This window comes from Streptomyces venetus (assembly GCF_039540295.1).
Classification (GTDB): domain Bacteria; phylum Actinomycetota; class Actinomycetes; order Streptomycetales; family Streptomycetaceae; genus Streptomyces; species Streptomyces venetus.
This window is the reverse complement of sequence record NZ_BAABET010000014.1, coordinates 154,610-176,348: the sequence shown is the minus strand read 5'-3', so window position 1 is coordinate 176,348 and position 21,739 is coordinate 154,610. Positions and strand designations below refer to the sequence as shown.

At 72.9% G+C, this 21,739-nt stretch carries 22 protein-coding genes; 13 read left to right on the top strand and 9 right to left on the bottom strand.

Annotation, left to right across the window (positions count from 1 at the left end):
* Positions 1 to 76 precede the first annotated feature (76 nt).
* The 5 genes from xylB to ABEA82_RS35740 all read left to right on the top strand — a co-directional run bounded on the left by xylB (position 77) and on the right by ABEA82_RS35740 (position 5,821).
* A complete protein-coding gene (gene xylB, locus ABEA82_RS35760) occupies positions 77 to 1,522 on the top strand; it encodes a xylulokinase (protein ID WP_345665920.1) in 1,446 nt (481 codons plus the stop codon).
* Positions 1,523 to 1,537: 15 nt separating this feature from the next.
* Complete coding sequence (locus ABEA82_RS35755) at positions 1,538 to 2,746, top strand: ROK family protein (protein ID WP_345665919.1); 1,209 nt, start codon at positions 1,538 to 1,540, stop codon at positions 2,744 to 2,746.
* A gap of 122 nt (positions 2,747 to 2,868) precedes the next feature.
* Positions 2,869 to 3,264: a luciferase domain-containing protein gene (locus ABEA82_RS35750; RefSeq protein ID WP_345665918.1), complete on the top strand. Its 396-nt coding sequence runs from the start codon at positions 2,869 to 2,871 to the stop codon at positions 3,262 to 3,264.
* 3 nt (positions 3,265 to 3,267) lie between these two features.
* Positions 3,268 to 4,440, top strand: coding sequence for a bifunctional class I SAM-dependent methyltransferase/NUDIX hydrolase (locus tag ABEA82_RS35745; protein WP_345665917.1), 1,173 nt, complete (start codon positions 3,268 to 3,270; stop codon positions 4,438 to 4,440).
* Positions 4,441 to 4,564: 124 nt separating this feature from the next.
* Positions 4,565 to 5,821: a phosphodiester glycosidase family protein gene (locus ABEA82_RS35740; RefSeq protein ID WP_425588588.1), complete on the top strand. Its 1,257-nt coding sequence runs from the start codon at positions 4,565 to 4,567 to the stop codon at positions 5,819 to 5,821.
* A gap of 2 nt (positions 5,822 to 5,823) precedes the next feature.
* Here ABEA82_RS35740 and ABEA82_RS35735 read toward each other — a convergent pair whose 3' ends face one another.
* The 6 genes from ABEA82_RS35735 to ABEA82_RS35710 all read right to left on the bottom strand — a co-directional run bounded on the left by ABEA82_RS35735 (position 5,824) and on the right by ABEA82_RS35710 (position 11,077).
* Positions 5,824 to 6,018 carry a hypothetical protein gene (locus ABEA82_RS35735; protein WP_003988670.1) on the bottom strand — a complete coding sequence of 65 codons (195 nt, stop codon included), beginning with the start codon at positions 6,016 to 6,018 and terminating at the stop codon, positions 5,824 to 5,826.
* 111 nt (positions 6,019 to 6,129) lie between these two features.
* Entirely contained in the window at positions 6,130 to 7,002 is an 873-nt protein-coding gene (locus ABEA82_RS35730) for a phosphatidylinositol-specific phospholipase C/glycerophosphodiester phosphodiesterase family protein (RefSeq protein ID WP_345665916.1), read from the bottom strand.
* Positions 7,003 to 7,187: 185 nt separating this feature from the next.
* Entirely contained in the window at positions 7,188 to 8,270 is a 1,083-nt protein-coding gene (locus ABEA82_RS35725; RefSeq protein ID WP_345665915.1) for an acyl-CoA dehydrogenase family protein, read from the bottom strand.
* A complete protein-coding gene (locus tag ABEA82_RS35720) occupies positions 8,267 to 9,451 on the bottom strand; it encodes an acyl-CoA dehydrogenase family protein (RefSeq protein ID WP_345665914.1) in 1,185 nt (394 codons plus the stop codon). Before ABEA82_RS35720 ends, ABEA82_RS35725 begins: the two co-directional genes overlap by 4 nt.
* Positions 9,448 to 10,416 (bottom strand): NADPH:quinone oxidoreductase family protein, encoded by a 969-nt coding sequence (locus ABEA82_RS35715; RefSeq protein ID WP_345665913.1) that lies wholly within the window; start codon positions 10,414 to 10,416, stop codon positions 9,448 to 9,450. Before ABEA82_RS35715 ends, ABEA82_RS35720 begins: the two co-directional genes overlap by 4 nt.
* Positions 10,417 to 10,504: 88 nt before the next feature.
* The gene (locus tag ABEA82_RS35710; RefSeq protein ID WP_345665912.1) at positions 10,505 to 11,077 is read right to left on the bottom strand and encodes a helix-turn-helix domain-containing protein; all 573 of its coding nucleotides are present in this window, start codon (positions 11,075 to 11,077) and stop codon (positions 10,505 to 10,507) included.
* A 78-nt stretch (positions 11,078 to 11,155) separates the two neighbouring features.
* On the opposite strand from ABEA82_RS35710, the gene ABEA82_RS35705 reads away from it, so the two are divergent.
* The 5 genes from ABEA82_RS35705 (at position 11,156) to ABEA82_RS35685 (ending at position 15,974) form a co-directional block, all read left to right on the top strand.
* Complete coding sequence (locus ABEA82_RS35705; RefSeq protein WP_345665911.1) at positions 11,156 to 12,097, top strand: NAD(P)/FAD-dependent oxidoreductase; 942 nt, start codon at positions 11,156 to 11,158, stop codon at positions 12,095 to 12,097.
* 159 nt (positions 12,098 to 12,256) lie between these two features.
* Positions 12,257 to 13,795, top strand: coding sequence for an ATP-dependent DNA ligase (locus ABEA82_RS35700; protein ID WP_345665910.1), 1,539 nt, complete (start codon positions 12,257 to 12,259; stop codon positions 13,793 to 13,795).
* The gene (locus ABEA82_RS35695; protein ID WP_345665909.1) at positions 13,792 to 14,250 is read left to right on the top strand and encodes an NUDIX hydrolase; all 459 of its coding nucleotides are present in this window, start codon (positions 13,792 to 13,794) and stop codon (positions 14,248 to 14,250) included. Before ABEA82_RS35700 ends, ABEA82_RS35695 begins: the two co-directional genes overlap by 4 nt.
* A gap of 76 nt (positions 14,251 to 14,326) precedes the next feature.
* Positions 14,327 to 15,712, top strand: coding sequence for an NADP-dependent succinic semialdehyde dehydrogenase (locus ABEA82_RS35690; protein WP_345665908.1), 1,386 nt, complete (start codon positions 14,327 to 14,329; stop codon positions 15,710 to 15,712).
* Between the two features lie 25 nt (positions 15,713 to 15,737).
* Positions 15,738 to 15,974: a DUF6213 family protein gene (locus ABEA82_RS35685; protein WP_003988680.1), complete on the top strand. Its 237-nt coding sequence runs from the start codon at positions 15,738 to 15,740 to the stop codon at positions 15,972 to 15,974.
* A gap of 50 nt (positions 15,975 to 16,024) precedes the next feature.
* On the opposite strand, the gene ABEA82_RS35680 is transcribed toward ABEA82_RS35685, so the two are convergent.
* Entirely contained in the window at positions 16,025 to 16,693 is a 669-nt protein-coding gene (locus tag ABEA82_RS35680; RefSeq protein WP_345665907.1) for a TenA family protein, read from the bottom strand.
* A gap of 148 nt (positions 16,694 to 16,841) precedes the next feature.
* Between ABEA82_RS35680 and ABEA82_RS35675 the strand changes: the two genes are divergently transcribed.
* Positions 16,842 to 17,630 carry a cytochrome P450 family protein gene (locus ABEA82_RS35675; protein WP_345665906.1) on the top strand — a complete coding sequence of 263 codons (789 nt, stop codon included), beginning with the start codon at positions 16,842 to 16,844 and terminating at the stop codon, positions 17,628 to 17,630.
* Between the two features lie 13 nt (positions 17,631 to 17,643).
* Here the strand turns inward: ABEA82_RS35675 and ABEA82_RS35670 are convergent, their stop codons facing one another.
* Positions 17,644 to 18,870: an acyl-CoA dehydrogenase family protein gene (locus tag ABEA82_RS35670; protein WP_345665905.1), complete on the bottom strand. Its 1,227-nt coding sequence runs from the start codon at positions 18,868 to 18,870 to the stop codon at positions 17,644 to 17,646.
* A 177-nt stretch (positions 18,871 to 19,047) separates the two neighbouring features.
* On the opposite strand from ABEA82_RS35670, the gene ABEA82_RS35665 reads away from it, so the two are divergent.
* Positions 19,048 to 19,689, top strand: a complete 642-nt coding sequence (locus ABEA82_RS35665) for a TetR/AcrR family transcriptional regulator (RefSeq protein ID WP_345665904.1) — start codon at positions 19,048 to 19,050, stop codon at positions 19,687 to 19,689.
* A gap of 89 nt (positions 19,690 to 19,778) precedes the next feature.
* On the opposite strand, the gene def is transcribed toward ABEA82_RS35665, so the two are convergent.
* The gene (gene def, locus ABEA82_RS35660) at positions 19,779 to 20,324 is read right to left on the bottom strand and encodes a peptide deformylase (RefSeq protein ID WP_345665903.1); all 546 of its coding nucleotides are present in this window, start codon (positions 20,322 to 20,324) and stop codon (positions 19,779 to 19,781) included.
* Positions 20,325 to 20,482: 158 nt separating this feature from the next.
* On the opposite strand from def, the gene ABEA82_RS35655 reads away from it, so the two are divergent.
* Positions 20,483 to 21,721: a MurT ligase domain-containing protein gene (locus ABEA82_RS35655; protein ID WP_345665902.1), complete on the top strand. Its 1,239-nt coding sequence runs from the start codon at positions 20,483 to 20,485 to the stop codon at positions 21,719 to 21,721.
* Positions 21,722 to 21,739 lie beyond the last annotated feature (18 nt).

Here is a 21,739-nt window from a genome sequence, read left to right as displayed (position 1 = left end):
TGCGGGCACCTCTCTGGGAAGGGACAAGATGTCCCGGGACGAGAGAAGCGGGGACGCGAGAAGAGGGAGAAGCCCGATGTCAGCAGCCGAGGGTCCGCTCGTCGTCGGCGTGGACTCGTCCACCCAGTCCACCAAGGCGCTGGTCGTCGACGCGGCCACCGGCCGGGTCGTCGCGAGCGGCCAGGCGCCGCACACGGTCTCCTCCGGGGCCGGGCGCGAGAGCGATCCGCGCCAGTGGTGGGACGCGCTGTGCGAGGCCTTGCGCCAGTGCGGTGACGCGGCCCACGAGGCCGCGGCCGTGTCGGTCGGCGGGCAGCAGCACGGCCTGGTCACCCTGGACGGCCAGGGCGATCCGGTGCGCCCGGCGCTGTTGTGGAACGACGTGCGCTCGGCGCCGCAGGCCCGGCGGCTGACGGAGGAGCTGGGCGGCGCGAAGTTCTGGGCCGACCGCACCGGAAGCGTCCCCGCCGCCTCCTTCACGGTCACCAAGTGGGCCTGGCTGGCCGAGCACGAGCCCGAGGCGGCCCGCGCCACCAAGGCGGTGCGCCTCCCCCACGACTACCTCACCGAACGGCTCACCGGGCAGGGCACCACCGACCGCGGTGACGCCTCCGGGACGGGCTGGTGGGCGTCCGGGACGGAGTCGTACGACGCGGAGATCCTGGCGCAGGTGGGGCTCGATCCCGCACTGCTGCCCCGAGTGGTCCGGCCCGGCGAGGTGGCGGGCACGGTGCGCGACAGTCATGATCTGCCGTTCTCCAAGGGCACGTTGGTCGCGCCCGGCACCGGCGACAACGCCGCCGCGGCACTGGGCCTCGGGCTGCGTCCCGGCGTGCCGGTGATGAGCCTCGGCACCTCGGGCACCGTGTACGCGGTCTCGCGGCACCGGCCCGCCGATCCGAGCGGCACGGTGGCGGGCTTCGCCGACGCCCGCGGCGACTGGCTGCCGCTCGCCTGCACTCTGAACTGCACGCTCGCCGTCGACCGGGTCGCGACGCTGCTGGGCCTGGACCGCGAGGCCGTGGAGCCCGGCACGGCCGTGACGCTGCTGCCCTACCTGGACGGCGAGCGCACCCCGAATCTGCCGAACGCCTCCGGTCTGCTGCACGGCCTGCGCCATGACACGACCGCCGGCCAGCTGCTCCAGGCCGCCTACGACGGTGCCGTCCACTCGCTGCTGGGCGCGCTCGATCTGGTCCTGGACCAGGACGCCGACCACTCGGCGCCCCTGCTGCTGATCGGCGGCGGCGCCCGGGGCACGGCCTGGCAGCAGACCGTACGGCGGCTGTCGGGGCGGCCCGTGCAGGTCCCCGAGGCCAGGGAGCTGGTGGCTCTCGGCGCCGCCGCGCAGGCGGCCGGGCTGCTGACGGGGGAGGACGCGGCGGCGGTCGCGCGGCGCTGGAACACGGCGGCCGGGCCGGTCCTCGACCCCGTCGAGCGGGACGAGGAGACGCTGGCCAGGATCGCCGGGGTACTCTCCGACGCGGCTCCGCTGCTGGAGCGGCCCGCGAAAACCCACTGAGGACTGGCGTCAGGCATGACCGCACCACCGCACGAGGCTCGTCCGGCCGGGCCGGGAAGCCCGCTGCCGGACACCCAGCAGGGCATGCGCCGCCGCAACCTCGCCCGGGTGATGCACGCCGTCAGCGCCGAGGGGCCGCTGTCCCGGGCCGCCGTCGCCTCGCGGATCGGTCTGACCCGGGCCGCGGTGTCGACGCTCGTCGACGAACTCATCCGCTCGGGGCTGCTCGAGGAACTGGGCCCGGAGCGGCCGGGACGGGTGGGCCGCCCCGGCTCTGCGCTCGCCGTCAGCGGGCGCGGGCCCGCCGGCATCGGCGCCGAGGTCGGCGTCGACCACCTGGCGGTCTGCGCGGTCGACCTGCGCGGTCGGTTGCGGTCGCGGGCGGTGCGGCAGGGCCCGAACCGGGGCCGCTCCCCCCGCCCGGTCGTCGAGGAACTCACCGAGCTGATACGCCGGGTCGTCGCCGAGGCGGAGGGCGAGGGCCTGTGGCCGGCGGGGCTCGCCGTGGCCGTGCCGGGTCTGGTGGCGCGCGACGCCCGGACCGTGGTCCGTGCCCCGAACCTCGACTGGCAGGACACGGACCTCGGTGACCTGCTGCCGGCGGGCCTCCCGCTGACCGTGGACAACGAGGCCAACTTCGGCGCGCTCGCCGAACTCTGGCTGGGCGACGGCACACCGCGCGACTTCCTGCACGTGTCGGCGGAGATCGGTATCGGTGCAGCGGTCGTGGTGGACGGCCGGCTGCTGCGCGGGACCCGCGGTTTCGCGGGCGAGCTGGGGCACGTGCCGGTCCGGCCGGACGGGCCGGAGTGCCCGTGCGGCGGGCGCGGGTGCCTCGAGCAGTACGCCGGTGAGGAAGCGGTGCTGCGTGCGGCCGGACTGGAGCCGGACGAGGACCGGGTCGGGCTGCTCGCGGGGCGTGCCGCGGAGGGCGACGAGGACGTGATCCGCGCGCTGCGCGACGCCGGCACCGCGCTCGGTGTCGCCCTGACCGGGGCGGTCAACCTGCTCGACCCGGAGAGCGTGGTGCTGGGCGGGGAGCTGTCCGGGCTGGCGCCCTGGCTGCTGCCCTCGCTGCGGGACGAGCTGGCGCGGCGCACGGCGGGCCCGGCCTGTCCCGTGTCCGTGTCCGGGCTGGGCCCGCGGGGGCCGCTGCTCGGGGCCGCGCACTCGGTCGTGCGGGCGGTGCTGGACGATCCCGCCGCCGTCGCCGAGCGGGCCTGAGACCGGTCGCCAACTCCTCCCGGACGAGGCCGGATCGAACTCCCGTGCCCCCGCACCTCACGTCCCGGTTACAAACCGCTCAACCTCTGGTTGCGGCCCGGTGATCGGGCGACGATGGGACCATGACTCTGGCCCAGCGCGCCCTGGAGCGCCTGCAGGCCTGGCCCGACCTGATGGCGGGCCCGGCGAGTTGCGGCACCGGACGGGCGCTCCGTTCCGCCCGTGACGAGATAGTCCACTTCCACTCCACGCGAGACGTGGACCTCCACCTCACCCACCGGGCCATCCAGCGCATCCACGACGACCTCGCCGGTTCGAGCGCGATCCACCTGGTTCCCGGCTCGTGCTGGGTGACGGTCCACCTCGACTGCGGGGCGGACGTCGACCTGCTGCTGGGTCTGGTCAGCATCGCCCTCAAGGCCCACCAGTCCCGGCCCGTTCTGGACGAGCCGCTGTCCGCACGGTGCAACTTCCACCGCGTCACGGTGCTTCCGCGTGACGTGGCGGCGGGCGGCTGAGCCTTGGCGGCCCGACCGGAGGCGGTCAACGCCGAGGCCTGGCGCGTCTACGGAGAACACCATCTGCGGCGCGGCACCGTGCTGCCCGAAGCGGCCAGGATCGGCTGGGGCTTCGAGGACGCGGGGCCGGGGACCGAGATCCTCGGGGAGCTGACGGGCCGACGCGTGCTGGACCTCGGGTGCGGTACGGCCCGCCACGCCGCCCATCTGGTCCGTGACCACGGCGCGCTGGTGGACGCGGTCGACGCCTCGCCCGGACAGCACGAGCGGGCGCGCGCCCGCTACGGCTCCCTGCCCGGGCTGCGCCTGGTCCTGGCGGACGCCCTGGAGCATCTGCGCACGGCGGAGCCGTACGACGTCATCTACGCCGTCAACGCCGTCCCGTACATCGATCCGCACCGGCTGCTGCCCGCGCTCGCCGGGGCTCTCAAGCCGGGCGGCAGGCTCTGCTTCACCGTGCTGCACACGAACGCGCAGGGTGCGGGGCCGTCGGAGGAGGCCGCCGCCCGTCCGGAGATCCTGCGGCCGGCCGGCGGCGGTGACGTGACCGTCCAGATGTGGGTCCTCACCGAGGACCTCTGGACGGCCCTGCTCACCGAGCACGGGCTGCGGGTGGAGCACGTCGACGTCCTCGACGCACCGCAGGCCGAAAACGACGCGTCCTACCGGCTCTTCCAGGTGACACGGCCCCTGCGCCGCTCCTCACGGCCGCGCACCGGGAAGCCGCCCCTCGCCCATGCCGCGCTCGGGGTCGGCGCGATCCTGCACGGCCCGCGCGGGCTGCTCCTCGGACGGCACCGGCACGGCACGTGGGAGCTGCCCGGCGGGACCGTGGAGCCCGGGGAGTCCCTGCGGGAGGCGGTCGTGCGCGAACTCGGCGAGGAGACGGGGCTCGAGGCCCGTCCGCAGGACGTCCGGCTGCTCGGGACACTCCTCGACGACGCGGGCGGTGTCGTACGGGTGACCGTGGCCGCCCGGGTCACCGCCTGGCGCGGCGAGCCGTCGGACCAGCCCGGGGAGAGCGTCGGCCGTTGGCGCTGGTTCGCTCTGGACCGGCTGCCGGAGGAGCTGTTCGTGTGCAGCGCGCAGGCGCTCACGGCCTGGCGGCCCGGGCTGCCGATCGACCACGCGCCCGCTCGTTTCACGCCGTACGCCACTGGAACGGACGACAGCTGAAACACCCGGAGGGGTACGTTTTCTCACCCGTTCCCGCGTAGTCGGCGCAGAGGTACTCCGTCCGCCCCCGCTGTCTGCTGCACTTCCTCTGACAGTCGGGAAACCTGACGAGACATCAGGGGGCATGGTGACAGGTCGTCACAAGCGACGGGGAGCGGGCAGAACGGTCCTGGCGTTCCTCACGGCGTTCGGCGCGCTGGCCGGTGCGGCCCTGGTGGGGGCGGCACCGGCCGGCGCCGCCCAGGAGGCCGTCGCCTCGCCGCACAAGAGGGTCGCTCCGGGCGTGACGTACGAGCAGTTCGACATCCCCGCGGCCGGAGGAGTGGCGCACGCGCATGTGCTGAGCGTCGACCTGGACCACCCACACGTCCGGGTCGATCTGCTGTACCCCGGGGCGGTGGCCTCCCGCGCGGCGGTGTCGCGGATGGCCGACGGTCAGGGGGCCGTCGCCGGTGTCAACGGGGACTTCTTCAACATCAGCGAGACTCAGCACCCGGGCGTCGAGGCGACCGGCGCGAGTGTGGGCCCGGCGATCGCGGGCGGGCAGACGCTGAAGGCGGCCGTGCCCGACGGCCAGCGCTTCGGGCCGGCGCTGCCGCCCGGCACGACCACCGAGGACGTGTTCGGCGTCGGCACCGACGGGCGGGCGCGGCTGGACCGGCTGGCCCTGGACGGCTCGGTCGGTACGTCCGAGGCGCGGCTGCCGCTCGGCGGACTCAACCAGTACGCGCTGCCGGTGGGTTCGGTCGGCGCGTTCACCACCGAGTGGGGCAGCGTCTCGCGCGTGCGCGCCACCTGCGGCACCGACACCGACCGGGCCGCTCCGTGCAGCACGGACACCTACGAGGTGACGGTCCGCGACGGCCGGGTCGTCTCGGCCGCCGACACCCCGGGCAGCGGTCGCATCAGCAAGGGGACGACCGTGCTGGTCGGCCGGGAAGCGGGCGCCCAGCAGCTGCGCAAGCTCTCCACCGGCGACGCGGTCGAGGTCGAGCACCGTCTCGTGGCGGCCGGGAACGGCGTACCGTACCGGCTCGCCCTCGGCGGCTACCCGGTCCTCACGGGCGGGCGGCCGCTCCCGGGCCTGGACGACACGACCTCGGCCGTCCGTACGGCCGTGGGCATCGCCGACGGCGGACGGCGCATGCTGCTGCTGGCACTGGACGGCGCGCCCGCCTACCGCAGCGGCCTGACGATCGCCGAAGTGGCCGCCGCCATGCGCCGGCTGGGCTCCGAGGACGCCTTCAGCCTGGACGGCGGCGGGTCGTCGACGCTGGTGGCCCGGAAGCCGGGCGCGAAGAGCGTCTCCGTTCGCAACCACCCGAGCGGCGGCGCCGAACGCGCCGTGCCGAACGGCATCGGCGTGTTCTCGGGGGCCTGACCTCAGGGCCGCAGACTGCTGACGATGTCCGCCGTCGCCGTGAGGCCGCTCTGGATGGACGGGGCGATGCTCGTGCTGGCCAGGTAGAAGCCGAGCATCAGGCAGACCAGCGCATGGGAGACCTTCAGCCCGCCGCTGCGCAGGAAGATCAGCGTCAGGATCAAGAGCAGCAGCACCACAGAGATGGAAATGGCCATCGTCAACTCCTCCGCCACGCCGCCATGTCCGGTTCACGGCGTTCGGCCGTAAGTGTGGCGTAGCGGAGGGTTCGTCCGGGCGGCTGACCTGTCCGCCGAACGTGTGATGTCCTACCGGCCCCGCACCGACCGCCGGGTGTCGAGGAACTCCTCCAGTCCGGCGAGGTCGTCGGTGTTGAGGAAGTCGACGCCCGCGGCGAGCAGTTCGCCCCACAGCGCGTCGCGGGCGGGTCCGACCAGGTCCGGGGTGGCCCAGAATCGCACTTTCTGCCCGCGCCGGTGCGCGGTGCGGACGATGCCCCGCAGCTTCTCCCGTTCGGCGTCCGGGAACGCGCCCACGCCCTGCCAGGTGAAGTTGAGTGTCCAGTTGTCGCTGATCAGCGGGATGAAGGAGGCCGGTGCCGGGCCGCCGAGGTCGGCGAGGCGGCCGTCGTAGAAGGCGCGCCGGACGGCTTGTGCCTCCATGGGCGCGCGGGCCGCGCGGTCGCCCGAGACGACGGCGGTGACGGGGCCGGGCCGGACGTGGCCCTTGGCGTACGTCGTGAACAGGTGCCGGTAGCGCCCGAGGTGGCGGTCGAGTTCGCGGTACGTCGACGCGCCCTCGGTCTTGATGTCGACGAGGAGTTGCAGTGACCCGCGGTACCCCCGGTACACACGGCCCCGGTTGGCCCGGACGCGCGCGGCGAGCGGGTCGAGGTAGAGGGATTCGAGGGTCCGGGCCGGGTCGAGATCCTCCGGGTCGTGGGCGACGAGGAGCTGGTCGCCGACGAGGTAGATGTCGGCTTCGACGCTGCCGAACCGGTGGTCCAGGGCGTCGAGCAGGGGGCGTGGGTGCTCGTAGTCGTTGTGGGCGTGGGCGCGCCACAACGGGCGGGTCCCGTGCCCCCGTTCGCCTGCCGTCGCGGGGCCGGCGGGGAGGGTGACCGCGCCCGCGAGGGCGGCGCCGAGGGTGGTGAGGGCTCTGCGACGGGTGGTGAGGGCCATGCTCTGCCTCCCTGGAAGTGCCGTACGGGAACCCTGCGAGTATGGGGTTCCGGCAGGTCCAAGGAGCAGCCCCGTGCGTGGAGTTGGCCGGACTGCCGCCCCGCGTTCACTTCGCCGGAGGGGGCTGCACGAAAAAGCCCGCCCCAGGTGGGGCGGGCTTTCCGCGGCCGTAAGCCAGGTGTACGTCAGGGGGCCTGGAGGTCGACCAGTCCGGCCAGTGCCTCCCGGTGGGCGCCCGCGGTGCCGTACGCGATGGAGTCGGCCTTGGCGCGCTTCAGGTAGAGGTGCACCGGGTGCTCCCACGTCATGCCGATGCCGCCGTGCAGTTGCAGGGCTTCCTCGGCGGCGTGGACGGCCACGGGTGCCGCGAAGGCCTGGGCGACGGCGACGGCCACATCGGCGTCCTCGCCGGTGGACAGCGCGTCGGCGGCATTGCGGGCGGCCGCGCGGAGGTTGACGACCTCGAGCCACAGCTGGGCCAGCCGGTGCTTGAGCGCCTGGAAGCCGCCGACGGGCCGGTTGAACTGCTTGCGTTCCTTCAGGTAGCGGACGGTCTCGGTCAGCGTCCACTCGGCGAGGCCGGACTGTTCGGAGGCGAGCAGCCCGGCGCCCGCGCGCAGAGCCCGGCGTACGGCGGGTTCGGCGTCGCCCAGAAGGCGGCCGGTGGCGCCGTCGAGCGTGACGGTGGCGAGCGGCCGGGTCAGGTCCAGGGAGACCTGGGGCGTGACGGTCGCGGCGGTGGCGTCGACCGCGTACAGCCCGCCGTCGTCCGCGGGTACGAGCAGCACGTCCGCGGCGACGGCGTCCGCGACGCCGGTCACCTCACCGTGCAGCACCCCGCCTTCGTGGCGGACGGCCTTGTACGCGCCGCCCGGCGCGATGTTCAGCGCGACCGCGAGGGCGCCGATCCTGCGCCCCGACGCCAGTTCGCCGAGGAGGTCGTCGGCGCCGCAGGCCAGCAGGGCCTCGGTCGCGACGACGGCGCTCGTCAGGTACGGCACGGGCGCGACGGCCCGGCCCAGCTCCTCCAGGACGACGGCGGCCTCGCGGTGGGTGGCGCCCTGGCCGCCCAGGGACTCCGGGACCAGGAGACCGGCGAGGCCCATGCCGTCGGCCAGCGCCTTCCACGCCGCGCGGTCGTGCGGGGCACCGGACTCGGTGCGGGCGATCACGCCGGACGCGTCGCAGTGGTCGGCGAGCAGGTCGCGGACGGCGGCGCGCAGCGCCTCTTCCTCCTCCGAGTACAGCAGGTCGGGCTGTGCGCTCATCGGGCCAGGTCCTTCCAGGCGACGTCCTTGTCGGTGCGCGGTTCGGCGGGCAGGCCGAGGACCCGCTCGGCGACGATGTTCAGCAGGACCTCGGTGGTCCCGCCCTCGATGCTGTTGCCCTTGGAGCGCAGGTAGCGGTAGCCGGCCTCGCGGCCGGTGAAGTCGACCAGTTCCGGGCGGCGCATGGTCCAGTCGTCGTACGACAGGCCCTCCTCACCGAGGAGTTCGACCTCCAGGCCGCTGATCTCCTGGTTGAGGCGGGCGAAGGCCAGCTTCATGCCGGCGCCCTCGGGGCCGGGCTGGCCCGCGACGAGCTGCTGACGCAGGCGTTCGGCGGTGAGGCGGGCGACCTCGGACTCGACCCAGAGCTTCAGCAGCCGCTGGTGCAGGTCGTGGGTGCGCAGCTCGGGGCGTTCGCGCCAGGTCCTGGCGGCCGGGCCGATCATGCCGCCCTCGCGGGGCAGCCGCATGCCGCCGATGGCGACGCGTTCGTTGTTGAGCGTGGTCTGCGCGACGCGCCAGCCGTCGCCGATCTCGCCGAGGCGGCGGGAGTCGGGGATGCGGACGTCGGTGAGGAACACCTCGTTGAACTCGGCCTCACCGGTGATCTGCCGCAGCGGCCGGACCTCGACGCCGGGGTCGGTCATGTCGCAGACGAAGTAGGTGATGCCGGCGTGCTTGGGCACGTCCGGGTCGGTGCGGGCGATGAGGATGGCCCAGCGGGAGTTGTGCGCCCCGGAGGTCCACACCTTCTGCCCGTTCACCACCCAGTCACCGTCGTCCTGCCGGACGGCACGGGTGCCGAGCGCGGCGAGGTCGGAGCCGGCGCCGGGCTCGCTGAACAGCTGGCACCAGACCTCCTCGCCGGTCCACAGCGGCCGCAGATAGCGCTGCTTCTGCTCCTCGGTGCCGTACTTGAGGATCGTCGGGGCGGCCATGCCGAGCCCGATGCCGTTGCGGCGTGAGTCGTTGTCGGGGGCGCCGGCAGCCTCCAGCTCGGCGTCCACGACGGCCTGAAGGGAACGGGGAGCACCGAGTCCGCCCAGACCTTCCGGGTAGTGCACCCATGCCAGCCCGGCGTCGTAGCGGGCCCGGAGGAAGTCAAGGCGGTCGGTCGAGGCCGGCGGGTGGGCGGCCAGCAACTCCCGTGTGAGACGGCGCAGTTCCTCGGCACTGCTCATGCTGTTGCCTCCTCCATGACGACGGCGATCCGGCCGGTGGTGAGGCCGTCCGCGACCTTCTGCACGGCCGCGGCGGCCCCGGCGAGCGGCACCCGCTCGCTCACCAGCGGCTTGATCGCGCCCCGGGCGGCCAGTTCGGTGAGCTGCTCGTGGCAGTGCTGGACCAGCTTCGGGTTCTTGGTGTTGTACAGACCCCAGTGCAGACCCAGGATGGAGTAGTTCTTCACCAGGGCGTGGTTCAGGCCAGGACTGGGGATCGTGCCGCTGGCGAAGCCGACGACCACGATGCGGCCCTCGAAGGCGACGACCTTGGCGGACTGGGCGTAGGCCTCGCCGCCGACCGGGTCGTAGATCACGTCGGCACCCCGGCCGCCGGTGGCCTCCTTGACCGCGGCGACGACGTCCTCGGCGCGCCGGTCGATCACGACGTCGCAGCCGAGCTCACGGGCGACGGCCGCCTTCCCGGAGCCGCCGACGACACCGATGACGGTGGCGCCGGCGGCCTTCCCGAGCTGCACGGCCGCGCTGCCGACCCCTCCAGCGGCAGCGTGGACGAGCAGGGTCTCCCCCGCCTCCAGACCGGCCCGGCGGTGCAGACCGAACCAGCCCGTCTGGTAGCCGATGTGCAGGGCGGCGGCCTCCGCGTCGTCCAGGGCGTCCGGCGCCGGCAGCAGAGCGGCGGAGTCGGCGACGGCGTACTCGGCGAAGCCGCCGTGCGGCAGTGCCGGGTTGGCGATCACCCGGCGGCCGTCCTCGGTCTCGCCGCAGATCTCCACGCCCGGGGTGAACGGCAGCGGCGGCCTGACCTGGTACTGGCCCCGGCACAGCAGCGCGTCGGGAAAGTTGATGTTCGCGGCGCGCACCTTCAGCAGGACCTGGCCGTCACCGGGCGTGGGCGGCTCGGCGTCCTCGAGCCGCATCACCTCGCTCGGCTCGCCGTTCTCGTGCACGTGCCATGCCTGCATGCGGTGCCTCCACGGGGGACTGCTTCGTCTGACCGGGGTCGTTCGCATACTAAGCGGTCGCTTGCCGATCAGGGAACAGTCAGATGCGTCACGACCGCTTCGGCCGCGCCCGGACGTGCATCCGCTCGCCCTGCGGGCCGAACAGACTGAGGAACTCCACGGGCCCCTCACCGGTCGACCCGAACCAGTGCGGAACCCGGGTGTCGAACTCGGCGGCCTCCCCCGCCGTCAGCACCACGTCGTGCTCGCCCAGCACGAGACGCAGTTTTCCGGACAGCACGTACAACCACTCGTAGCCCTCGTGCGTGCGCGGGTCCGGCTCCTGTCTGCGCTTCGGCTCCAGCACCTTGTACGCCTGGAGGCCGCCGGGCTGGCGGGTGAGCGGCCAGTGGGTACGGCCGCCCATCACGATCGGTTTCGACCGCACGCGCGGATCACCGGCCGGCGGGGCTCCGACCAGTTCGTCCAGCGCCACCTGGTGAGCGCGCGCGATCGGCAGCAGCAGTTCCAGACTGGGTTTACGCAGGCCGGACTCCAGTCGCGACAGGGTGCTGACGGAGATGCCGGTGGTCTCGGAGAGCGCCGCCAGGGTCACCTCCCGCTCCTTGCGCATCTGCCGCAGCCGGGGGCCGACGCCCGCGAGCACCTCGTCCGTAGTCATGGTCGTATTGCAGATTCGGCAAACATGTTTGTCAATACCGAAGGGCCGGGGCGACTCTCGGCGGCGGAGGTGGTCACCATGACCGAGCAGTACTCGGTGGTAGTCGTCGGCGGGGGTGCCGCGGGCCTGTCCGCCGCGCTGGTGCTGGGCCGGGCCCGGCACCGCACGCTGGTGGTCGACGCGGGCGAGCCGCGCAACGCCCCGGCCGCGCACATGCAGGGCTACCTGACGCGGGACGGGATGCCGCCCGCCGAGTTCCTGGCGATCGGCCGGGAGGAGATCGCCCGCTACGGCGTTGAGTTCGCGCGGGGCCGTGTGGTGGAGGTGGCCAAGGGCGGGGCCGAGGAGGAGGACTTCCTCGTGGGGCTGGCCGACGGGCGGTCCGTGCGGGCCCGGCGGCTGGTCGTCGCGACCGGGCTGAAGGACGAGCTGCCGGCGGTTCCCGGGGTCGCCGAGCGGTTCGGCCGGGACGTGCTGCACTGCCCGTTCTGCCATGGCTGGGAGGTGCGCGACCAGCCGTTCGGCGTGCTCGGCACGAGCCCGAACAGCGTGCACCAGGCGCTGATGGTGTCCCAGTGGTCGAAGGACGTGCGGTTCTTCCTGCACACGGTGGCCGAGGAGGAGCTGTCCGACGACGATCTGCGCCGGCTCGCCGCGGCCGGGGTGGACGTGGTGCCGGGCGAGGTCGCGGGGCTGGTGGTCGAGGACGACCGGCTGACCGGCGTCCGGCTCACGGACGGGACCACGCACGCCCGCTCCGTGCTCTTCGTCGCCCCGCACGCCGTCCCGCGGAACGGGCTTCTGGAACAGCTCGGCGCCGAGCTGCACGAGACGCCCTTCGGCTCCTACCCGGTGGTCGACCCGACCGGCCTGACGACGGTGCCGGGCGTGTGGGCCGCGGGCAACGCGATCGGTTTCGCGGAGCAGGTGGTGCACGCGGCGAGCGGCGGCTACCGGGCGGCGTCGGCGATCGTCGGTGACCTGCTGATGTCGGACCTCGACGCCGCCGTGCGGGTGTAGCGGCTGCTCCGTGATCACCGGGGCCGGGTGCTCACCGGACTCGGCGCGGCAGCCCGCCGGTGGCCGCGCCGCCTTCGAGCTCGCCGGACTTGCGCCGACGACCGGCCTCGGCGCACCCGCCCAGGTGTAGAGGCATCCCCTCCGGTGCACCATGGCTGCATGCTGCTGCACCGGCTGGCCCGAGTGTCCCAGGAGGTCGCCGCCACCTCGGCGCGGTCCCGCAAGACCGCCCTGCTCGCGGAGCTCTTCCGGGAGGCCGAGGCCGACGACGTGCCGATCGTCATCCCCTACCTGGCGGGACGGCTGCCACAGGGCCGGATCGGCGTGGGCTGGAAGGTACTGAGCCGCCCCGTCGCCCCGGCCGCCGATCCGGGTCTGACCGTACGGGAGGTGGACGTACGGCTGTCGGAGCTCGCCCGGGTCTCCGGCCCCGGCTCCCAGGCGGAACGGGCGCGGCTGGTGGACGCGTTGATGGGCGCGGCCACCGAGGACGAGCAGCGGTTCCTGATCGGGCTGCTCACCGGCGAGGTGCGGCAGGGCGCCCTGGACGCGGTCGCGGTCGAGGGACTGGCCCAGGCGACCGGGGCGGCCCCGGCGGACGTACGGCGGGCGGTGATGCTCGCGGGCTCGTTGCAGGCGGTTGCCGAGGCGCTGCTCGCGGACGGTCCCGCCGCCCTGGACCGGTTCCGTCTCACCGTCGGCCGCCCGGTCTGGCCGATGCTGGCGCACAGCGCCTCCTCGGTGGCCGAGGCGGTGGACAAGCTCGGCGCCTGCGCGGTCGAGGAGAAGCTGGACGGCATCCGCATCCAGGTGCACCGGGAGGGCGACTCGGTGCGGCTCTACACCCGCACCCTCGACGACATCACCGACCGCCTGCCCGAAGTGACGGCCGCCGCGCTGGAGTTGCGGGGCGAGCGGTTCATCCTGGACGGCGAGGTGATCTCCTTCGACGAGGGCGGACGCCCCCGCTCGTTCCAGGAGACCGCCGGGCGCGTCGGCTCCCGCACCGACGTGGCGACGGCCGCCCGCGCGGTCCCCGTCTCCCCCGTCTTCTTCGACGCGCTGTCCGTCGACGGCCACGACCTGCTCGACCTGCCGTTCGCCGAGCGGCACGCCGAGCTGGCCCGGCTGGTCCCCGAGCCGATGCGGGTCCGGCGCACCACGGTCTCGGGCCCGGACGACCTGCGCACGGCGGAGGAGTTCCTGGCCGGGACGCTGAAGCGCGGCCACGAGGGCGTCGTCGCCAAGGCGCTGGACGCCCCCTACAGCGCGGGCCGGCGCGGCGCGGCCTGGCTGAAGGTCAAGCCCGTCCACACCCTCGACCTGGTCGTCCTGGCCGCCGAGTGGGGCCACGGCCGACGCACCGGCAAGCTCTCCAACCTCCACCTGGGCGCCCGCACCGCCGACGGCGGCCTGGCGATGCTCGGCAAGACCTTCAAGGGCATGACCGACGCGCTGCTGACCTGGCAGACCGAACGGCTCCAGCAGCTCGCCGTCGACGACAACGGATACGTCGTGACCGTGCGCCCGGAACTCGTCGTGGAGATCGCCTACGACGGTCTGCAACGCTCCACCCGCTACCCGGCCGGTGTCACCCTGCGCTTCGCCCGCGTGGTCCGCTACCGCGAGGACAAGCGCCCGGAGGACGCCGACACGGTGGAGACGCTGCTGGCCGCGCACCCGGAGGTGGGCCCGTGAAGCGCAGTGCCGGCCTGCTGCTCTTCCACCACACCGACGACGGCCTCCAGGTGCTGCTCGGCCATATGGGCGGCCCCTTCTTCGCCCGGCGCGACGCCGGGGCCTGGACCGTCCCCAAGGGCGAGTACGAGCCCGACGAGCCCGCCTGGGCGGCCGCCCGCCGCGAGTTCGAGGAGGAGCTGGGGCTGCCCCCGCCCGACGGCGAGGCCATCGCCCTGGGCGAGGTCCGGCAGACCAACGGCAAGATCGTCACGGCCTGGGCGATCGAGGCCGACCTCGACCCGGCGACGATCACGCCCGGCACGTTCCGCATGGAGTGGCCACCGCGCTCGGGACAGCTCCAGGAGTTTCCCGAGCTCGACCGGGTGGCGTGGTTCGGTCTCGGCCGGGGCCGCGAGGTGATCGTCAAGGCCCAGGCGGCGTTTCTCGACCGCCTGGCGGAGCACTCGGCCTGAGGAGGCACTCCCGCGTTGCGGTCCCCTCCGCCGCGCGGGAAGGTCGAGACACAGTCCGCTCCGAGGGAGGTCGGTCATGCCCATCGCAACGGTGAACCCGGCGAACGGCGAGACGCTCAAGACGTACGAGGCCATGGGCGAGGAGGAGATCGAGCGCCGGCTCCAGCTCGCGGAGGCCACCTTCCGGACGTACCGGACGACGACCTTCGAGGAGCGCGCCCGGCTGCTGAACAGGGCCGCCGACCTCCTCGACGAGGACCAGCAGGACATCGCCCGTGTGATGACCACGGAGATGGGCAAGCCGGTCCAGCAGGCGCGGGCCGAGGCCGCGAAGTGCGCCAAGGCGATGCGCTGGTACGCCGACCACGCCGAGGAACTGCTCGCCGACGAGGAACCCCCCGACACCGACGTGAAGGACTCCGGCGCGTCCCGCGTACGGGTCCGCTACCGGCCTCTGGGGCCGGTGCTGGCGGTGATGCCGTGGAACTTCCCGCTCTGGCAGGTGGTCCGCTTCGCCGCGCCCGCGCTGATGGCGGGCAACGTGGGCCTGCTGAAGCACGCCTCCAACGTCCCGCAGACCGCCCTCTACCTGGAGGACCTGTTCCACCGGGCGGGCTTCACCGAGGGCTGTTTCCAGACGCTGCTGATCGGCTCCGGCGCGGTCGACGAGATCCTGCGCGACGAGCGCGTCAAGGCCGCCACCCTCACCGGCAGCGAGCCGGCGGGCCGCGCGGTCGCCTCCACCGCCGGCGAGATGATCAAGAAGACGGTGCTGGAGCTGGGCGGCAGCGACCCGTTCGTCGTCATGCCCTCCGCCGACATCGACCGGGCCGCCAAGGTCGCGGTGACCGCGCGCGTGCAGAACAACGGGCAGTCCTGCATCGCCGCCAAGCGCTTCATCGTGCACACGGACGTCTACGACGCGTTCGCCGAGCGTTTCACCGCGGGCATGGAGGCGCTGAAGGTCGGCGACCCCCTGGCCGACGACACCGAGATCGGGCCGCTCTCCAGCGAACAGGGACTGCGCGATCTGGAGGAACTGGTCGACGACGCGGTGCGCGGCGGTGCGGCGGTGCTGTGCGGTGGCGAACGGCCGGACGGGCCCGGCTGGTACTTCCGGCCGACGATCCTCGCGGGCATCACCCGGGAGATGCGCATCCACCGGGAGGAGGCGTTCGGGCCGGTCGCCACGCTGTACCGGGCGGCCGACCTGGACGAGGCCGTGCTGATCGCGAACGACTCGCCGTTCGGGCTGAGTTCGAACGTGTGGACGCGCGACGACGCGGAGGTCGACCGGTTCGTACGAGATCTTGAGGCCGGGGGTGTGTACTTCAACGGGATGACGGCGTCCCATCCCGCGTTCCCGTTCGGCGGGGTGAAGCGGTCCGGGTACGGACGTGAGCTGTCCGGGCACGGAATCCGCGAGTTCTGCAACATCACTACTGTTTGGCATGGTGCGTGAGTGTTGCGGGGCTACGATCCCGTCTGTGAACCGCGAAGTGACTCTGCCGTTGATCGTCGACGACCGCGGGGCCTTGCAGGTGGCTGCTGCCGATGTGAGCAAGCTGCTGCGGACGGTCGGGGGGCGGTGGGTGCGGCTGGTGGAGTCCGGGGAGTCGGGGCTCGACGAGGACACGGTCGCGGCGTTGACGATCGAGCTCGCGAAACTGGCCGACCGTATTGACGTGGCTTGTATCGCGCACAGCAGTGGGGGTGCGTCGTGAGTCGCGCGGCTGGGGGTTCGGCGTGGCTGGTCGCGCGGTGCCCCGTGCCCCTAAGGGGTCGGTTCCAGCAGCGCGGACCAGAACATCGCCTCGTAGTGCTGGAGCAGGCGGCCGTACTCGTGTGCCAGTGACTCGGTGAGTCGCCCGGCGTCCAAACCCGCCCGCACCGCCGCTGTCGCCGTCTCGTCCAGTTCGGGCGAGGGCTCCGCGAAGAAGTCGAAGAAGGCACAGGCCGTGTCGTCGAAGCCGTAGTGCCGGCGCAACGCCGTGGCGATCGTCGCGCAATAGCCTCCCCAGGCCGAGAAGTTGGCCGTCAGCGCCAGGACGGCGTCGGCGGGCGAGCCGTTCAGGGCCAGCCAGGCGACGTACGCGGGGTAGGCCTGGCAGCCTGGGCGCGGTGCGTACGCAGCCGCCGCCGCGGCGTCGACACCGCACGCCGTCACGAAGGCCTCCAGCTGTTCCTCCGCCAGCGCCTCGCCCTCCGCGAGCATCCGGAAGAAGGCCGCGGCCTCGGGGTCGGCCACGAGGCCGCGCTCGGCCAGGTGCTGGAACGCGCGGCGGTCCGCGGGGATCACCGAGGCCTGTTCCAGCGCGAGGGCGGTGAGAACGGAGCGGGGTGCCTCACCGCGTGCGATCCGGGGGACGACGGGATTGGAGCAGGGATCCGGGGCGAGCCGGGCAGTGGTCGTCTTCAGCAGGTCCCGGGCCGTGCGCGTCATCGCGTCCTCCCTCGGTGCGGGTTCCGGTGTTCGCCGAGCCTGGCACGGCGTCGCCGGTACGGAGTAGCCCGACGCGACCCCGGCGTCCCATCGGGTGATCGTGGAAGGACCCTGGGCCGCGGGCACGGCGCGGACGAGACGAGGTGGGATGAGCGAAGAGACGATCACCCGGACGCCGCCCCCGGTCCCGCACCGGCCCGCGCTCGACCTGACCGCTGCGGACCCCGTCCCCCGGATCAGGCTCATCGCGGCGCGTGGTGTGGAGCGGGTGCGCGAGCGGTCCCGCCACATGCTGGCGGAACTGGTCGACGAGATGCTCCAGGACGGCCCGCCGGCCGACCTCACCGAGGTCGTGCTCAGCCCGTTCACCGTCGGGGTGACCTGCGAGCTGATGGGCGTCCCGGCCACCGACCGGCAGGGCGTGCACACCTGGACCCGGCTGATCCTGTCCGCCCCGCACGGCACCGGGAGCGGCGAGCGGGCGAGGAAGGAGATGGACGCCTACTTCTCCGAGCTGATCTGCCTGCGCCGGGACGGCACGGGCGAGGACGTCACGTCCCTGCTCGCCGCCGCCGTGGGCCGGGGCGAGGTCACGCCGGAGGAGGCGGTGCGCCTCGCGGTGCTGCTCCAGACCGGCGGCGAGACGGTCATGGGTGCCGGCGGCCGGCTGTTCCACGTCCTGCTGACCCACCCGGAACTCGCCGAACGGCTGCGTGCCGAACCGGAGATCCGCCCCCGCGCCGTCCACGCACTGCTGCGCCGCCCGGGAACGGCGGACCTCCTGGGCAGCATGCTGGCGAGGCTGGAGGCCGAACTTCTGGTCGACGCGCTCCTCGACGGCGTACCGGGCCTGCGGCTCGCCGTACCGGCCGAGGAGGTGCCTCTCGGGAAGGGGCCGCTGAGCCGCGGGCCCCAGACCCTTCCCGTGACGTGGTGAGCCGGGACCCGGTCTAGCGGATCGGCACGCCCGCCAGCGTGCGCGCGATCACCAGCCGCTGGATCTCGCTCGTCCCCTCGAAGATCGTGTAGATCGCGGCATCCCGGTGCATACGCTCCACCGGATACTCCCGCGTGTACCCGTTCCCGCCCAGGATCTGGATCGCCTGAGCGGTGACCTTCTTCGCCGTCTCACTCGCGAACAGCTTGGACATCGACCCCTCGGCGGCCGTGAACGGCTTCCCGTTGACCGCCATCCACGACGCCCGCCACACCAGCAGCCGCGCCGCGTCGATGGACGTCCGCATGTCCGCGAGCTGGAAGGCGACACCCTGGTTGTCGATGATCGGCCGGCCGAACTGCTCGCGCGTCTTCGCGTAGTCGAGGGCGACCTCGTACGCGGCCCGGGCGGTGCCCACCGCCATGGCCCCGACCGCGGGTCGGCTCGCCTCGAACGTGGCCATGGCCGCGTTCTTCACGCGCTCCCCGCTCTGCTTCGCCCGCTCCCGCGCCCGGGCCAGCCGCTCGTCCAGCTTCTCCTTGCCGCCGAGCAGGCAGGAGCCGGGAACCCGCACGTCGTCCAGGACGACCTCGGCGGTGTGCGAGGCGCGGATCCCGTGCTTCTTGAACTTCTGCCCCTGGGCCAGCCCGGGCGTCCCCGGCGGGACGATGAAGGAGGCGTGGCCCTTGGAGCCGAGCTCCGGGTCGACCACCGCGACCACGACATGGACGTTGGCGATGCCGCCGTTGGTCGCCCAGGTCTTGGTGCCGTTGAGCACCCACTCGTCCTTGGCCGCGTCGTAGACGGCCCGGGTACGCATGGAGGCGACGTCGGAGCCGGCGTCGGGCTCGGAGGAGCAGAAGGCCGCGACCTTGACGTCGTTCGCGTCGCCGTACATCTGGGGGATCCAGGTGCCGATCTGCTCCTCGGTGCCGTTGGCGAGGACGCCGACGGCGGCGAGGCCGGTGCCGACGATGGACAGGGCGATGCCCGCGTCGCCCCAGAACAGCTCCTCCATCGCCATCGGTATGCCGAGGCCGGTGGGGTCGAAGTACTGCTGGGCGTAGAAGTCCAGGGAGTAGATGCCGACCTTGGCGGCCTCTTGGATGACCGGCCAGGGAGTCTCCTCACGCTCGTCCCATTCGGCGGCCGCGGGGCGGATCACATCGGCCGCGAAGCCGTGCAGCCAGTCCCGGACCTCCTTCTGTTCGTCGTTGAGCTCCATGGTGAACTCGGCCATGTCGGTCCCCTCCAGCGGCGGCACAAGGTGCCTGTTACTTGCGGTAACACCAGTCTGTTACCGGCGGGTAGTCCGCGTCAACTCCTACCGACCGGTCGGCACCCGTTCGGTGTCCAGGGCACGCTTCAGTGTTAGTTTGCGCAGGCGTCATCGAATCAGCACGGGTGGGGAGAGCACATGGACACCACGCAGCGGACCGATCAGCAACGGTCCGCCGACCGCCGACGGCGTGAGCTGCTGGAGGCCGCCGACCGAGTGGTGCTGCGCGACGGCCCGCAGGCCTCGATGAACGCCATCGCCGCCGAGGCGGGTATCACGAAGCCGATCCTCTACCGGCACTTCGGAGACAAGGGCGGACTTTACGCGGCCCTTGCCAAGCGGCACACCGACGCGCTGCTGGACTCCCTGCGCGCGGCGCTGGACGCGCCGGCGGATCGTCGGGAGCGGGTCGAGGCGACGTTGGACACGTACCTCGCGGCGATCGAGGCGCGGCCCCAGGTGTACCGGTTCCTGATGCACCCGGCGGACGGCCAGCCGGGGGACCAGGGGTTCGATGTCGGCAAGCACAGTGCGCCGTTGCTGCGCCGGATGGGCGAGGAGCTGGCCCAGGTCATCGAGGAGCGGCTGGACCTCGGGCCGGGTGGGCAGCAGCTGGCGCGGGTGTGGGGGCATGGGATCGTCGGCATGATGCATGCCGCCGGGGACTGGTGGCTGGGGGAACGGCCTTGCTCTCGTGCGGAGTTGGTGCGGAGTCTGGCGGATCTGTTGTGGGGGCGGCTGGCGGCGGCCGGTGACCGGGTGGGGGGCCCTGGGTTCTGACCGTCGTGTTCGCGTGCGGAGCCGTGGGGGCTGGTCGCGCCCACGCGGCGGAGCCGCATATCGAACACAGCCCCGCGCCCCTGAGGGAGTCACACCACCCGGCGCCATGAAGCCCGGGCCACTTGCCGCATCAGTTTGCGGTGGCGTCGGCCCTTGAGGTGGTCCGCGTAGATGCGGCCCTCCAGGTGGTCGCACTCGTGTTGGAGGCAGCGGGCGAAGAAGCCTGTGCCGTGCAGCGTGACGGGCTCCCCTGTCATCGTGAAGCCCTCGACCACCGCATGGTCGTAACGCTCCGTACCCGCTTCCAGGCCCGGCAGGGACAGGCAGCCCTCCGGGCCGCGGATCACCACTCCGTCCGCCTCGACCAGGCGCGGGTTGATCACGTGCCCCAGGTGCCGGACGTCCTCGTCGTCGGGGCAGTCGTAGACGAAGACCCGCAGCGGCTCGCCGATCTGGTTGGCGGCGAGGCCGACGCCCTGCGCCGCGTACATGGTCGCGAACAAGTCCTCGACGAGCCGGGCCAGTTCGGGGCCGAAGTCGGTGACCTCCGCGCAAGGTGTGTGGAGCACGGGGTCGCCGTGCAGGGTGAGGGGTCTCACGTTGCCGTGAGCGCCGGGGATGGGGCTCTGTCGCATGGCGGCAAGAGTAAGGTCCTGTCGGTCCGCGCCTTCCACACGAGTTCGCCACAGTGCCGCGGTTCGGGAGTGCTAATGGATCTCGATAGGCTGAGGTCCACACCACGTGGCCGTCAGGCTTCAAGGCGCGGCGCGTACGCAAGGAGGATCGAGAACTGATGGCAGGCAACTCGGACCCGCTCTCGCCGCGGGCCAAGCTGGCCGTGACCGCGGGCAAGGCGGTCGCGGCGGCATCCCGCGCCGCAGGGCGCGGCAGCGGTTCGGTGATCGGCGGCCGGGTGGCGCTCAAGCTCGACCCCGACCTCCTCGCCCGGCTCGCGCAGAACCTGGACGTGATCCTGGTCTCGGCGACGAACGGCAAGACCACCACGACCCGGCTCATCGCCGAGGCACTGCGGGCGGCCGGGCCGGTCGTCTCCAACGCGCTCGGCGCCAACATGCCGGCCGGTATCACCTCGGCACTCGCGGGCAGCTCGGACGCGCGGTACGGCGTCATCGAGGTCGACGAGAAGTACCTCGCCGGTGTCGCCCGGGACACCGCCCCGAAGTGCATCGCGCTGCTCAACCTCTCCCGTGACCAGCTCGACCGGGCCGCCGAGACGCGCATGCTCGCCGAGAACTGGCGCGAAGGGCTCGCGGGCTCCAAGGCCGTGGTCGTGGCCAACTGCGACGACCCGCTGGTGGTGTGGGCGGCGTCCTCCTCCCCCAATGTGATCTGGGTCGCAGCCGGGCAGATGTGGAAGGACGACGCCTGGTCCTGCCCGTCGTGCGGTGGCGTCATGCAGCGCCCGGGCGACGACTGGTTCTGCGGCGAGTGCGGCTTCCGCCGTCCCACGCCGAGCTGGGCGCTCTCGAACGACCACGTCCTCGACCCGCACGGCTCGGCCTGGCCGATCCACCTCCAGCTGCCCGGCCGCGCCAACAAGGCCAACGCCGCCTCCTCGGCCGCCGTCGCCGCCGTGTTCGGGGTGCCGCCGCAGGTCGCGCTGGAGCGCATGTACCAGGTGCAGGCGGTGGCCGGACGGTACGACGTGGTCCAGTTCCAGGGCCGTGACCTCCGGCTGCTGCTCGCGAAGAACCCGGCCGGCTGGCTGGAGACGTTCTCCCTGATCGACCCGCCGCCCACGCCGGTCATCCTCTCGGTGAACGCGCGCGGCGCCGACGGCACCGACACCTCCTGGCTGTGGGACGTCGACTACTCGCGCCTGACGGGGCACCCCATCTGCGTGATCGGCGACCGGAGGCTGGACCTGGCGGTGCGCCTGGAGGTCGCGAACCAGCACTTCCAGGTCTACGAGAACCTCGACCAGGCCGTGCAGGCCTGCCCGCCGGGCCGGATCGAGGTCATCGCCAACTACACGGCGTTCCAGGACCTGCGCCGCCGGGTCGGCAACTGAGCACGAGACGTCAGGGGA

Coding starts and splice junctions, on each gene's coding strand:
- ABEA82_RS35655 (WP_345665902.1), top strand. CDS start 20,483: ATGGCAGGCAACTCGGACCCGCTCTCGCCGCGGGCCAAGCTGGCCGTG.
- ABEA82_RS35690 (WP_345665908.1), top strand. CDS start 14,327: ATGCCCATCGCAACGGTGAACCCGGCGAACGGCGAGACGCTCAAGACG.
- ABEA82_RS35750 (WP_345665918.1), top strand. CDS start 2,869: ATGACTCTGGCCCAGCGCGCCCTGGAGCGCCTGCAGGCCTGGCCCGAC.
- ABEA82_RS35730 (WP_345665916.1), bottom strand. CDS start 7,002: ATGGCCCTCACCACCCGTCGCAGAGCCCTCACCACCCTCGGCGCCGCC.
- xylB (WP_345665920.1), top strand. CDS start 77: ATGTCAGCAGCCGAGGGTCCGCTCGTCGTCGGCGTGGACTCGTCCACC.
- ABEA82_RS35755 (WP_345665919.1), top strand. CDS start 1,538: ATGACCGCACCACCGCACGAGGCTCGTCCGGCCGGGCCGGGAAGCCCG.
- ABEA82_RS35705 (WP_345665911.1), top strand. CDS start 11,156: ATGACCGAGCAGTACTCGGTGGTAGTCGTCGGCGGGGGTGCCGCGGGC.
- ABEA82_RS35735 (WP_003988670.1), bottom strand. CDS start 6,018: ATGGCCATTTCCATCTCTGTGGTGCTGCTGCTCTTGATCCTGACGCTG.
- ABEA82_RS35665 (WP_345665904.1), top strand. CDS start 19,048: ATGGACACCACGCAGCGGACCGATCAGCAACGGTCCGCCGACCGCCGA.
- ABEA82_RS35740 (WP_425588588.1), top strand. CDS start 4,565: ATGGTGACAGGTCGTCACAAGCGACGGGGAGCGGGCAGAACGGTCCTG.
- ABEA82_RS35715 (WP_345665913.1), bottom strand. CDS start 10,416: ATGCAGGCATGGCACGTGCACGAGAACGGCGAGCCGAGCGAGGTGATG.
- ABEA82_RS35710 (WP_345665912.1), bottom strand. CDS start 11,077: ATGACTACGGACGAGGTGCTCGCGGGCGTCGGCCCCCGGCTGCGGCAG.
- def (WP_345665903.1), bottom strand. CDS start 20,324: ATGCGACAGAGCCCCATCCCCGGCGCTCACGGCAACGTGAGACCCCTC.
- ABEA82_RS35675 (WP_345665906.1), top strand. CDS start 16,842: ATGAGCGAAGAGACGATCACCCGGACGCCGCCCCCGGTCCCGCACCGG.
- ABEA82_RS35670 (WP_345665905.1), bottom strand. CDS start 18,870: ATGGCCGAGTTCACCATGGAGCTCAACGACGAACAGAAGGAGGTCCGG.
- ABEA82_RS35700 (WP_345665910.1), top strand. CDS start 12,257: ATGCTGCTGCACCGGCTGGCCCGAGTGTCCCAGGAGGTCGCCGCCACC.
- ABEA82_RS35725 (WP_345665915.1), bottom strand. CDS start 8,270: ATGAGCGCACAGCCCGACCTGCTGTACTCGGAGGAGGAAGAGGCGCTG.
- ABEA82_RS35720 (WP_345665914.1), bottom strand. CDS start 9,451: ATGAGCAGTGCCGAGGAACTGCGCCGTCTCACACGGGAGTTGCTGGCC.
- ABEA82_RS35680 (WP_345665907.1), bottom strand. CDS start 16,693: ATGACGCGCACGGCCCGGGACCTGCTGAAGACGACCACTGCCCGGCTC.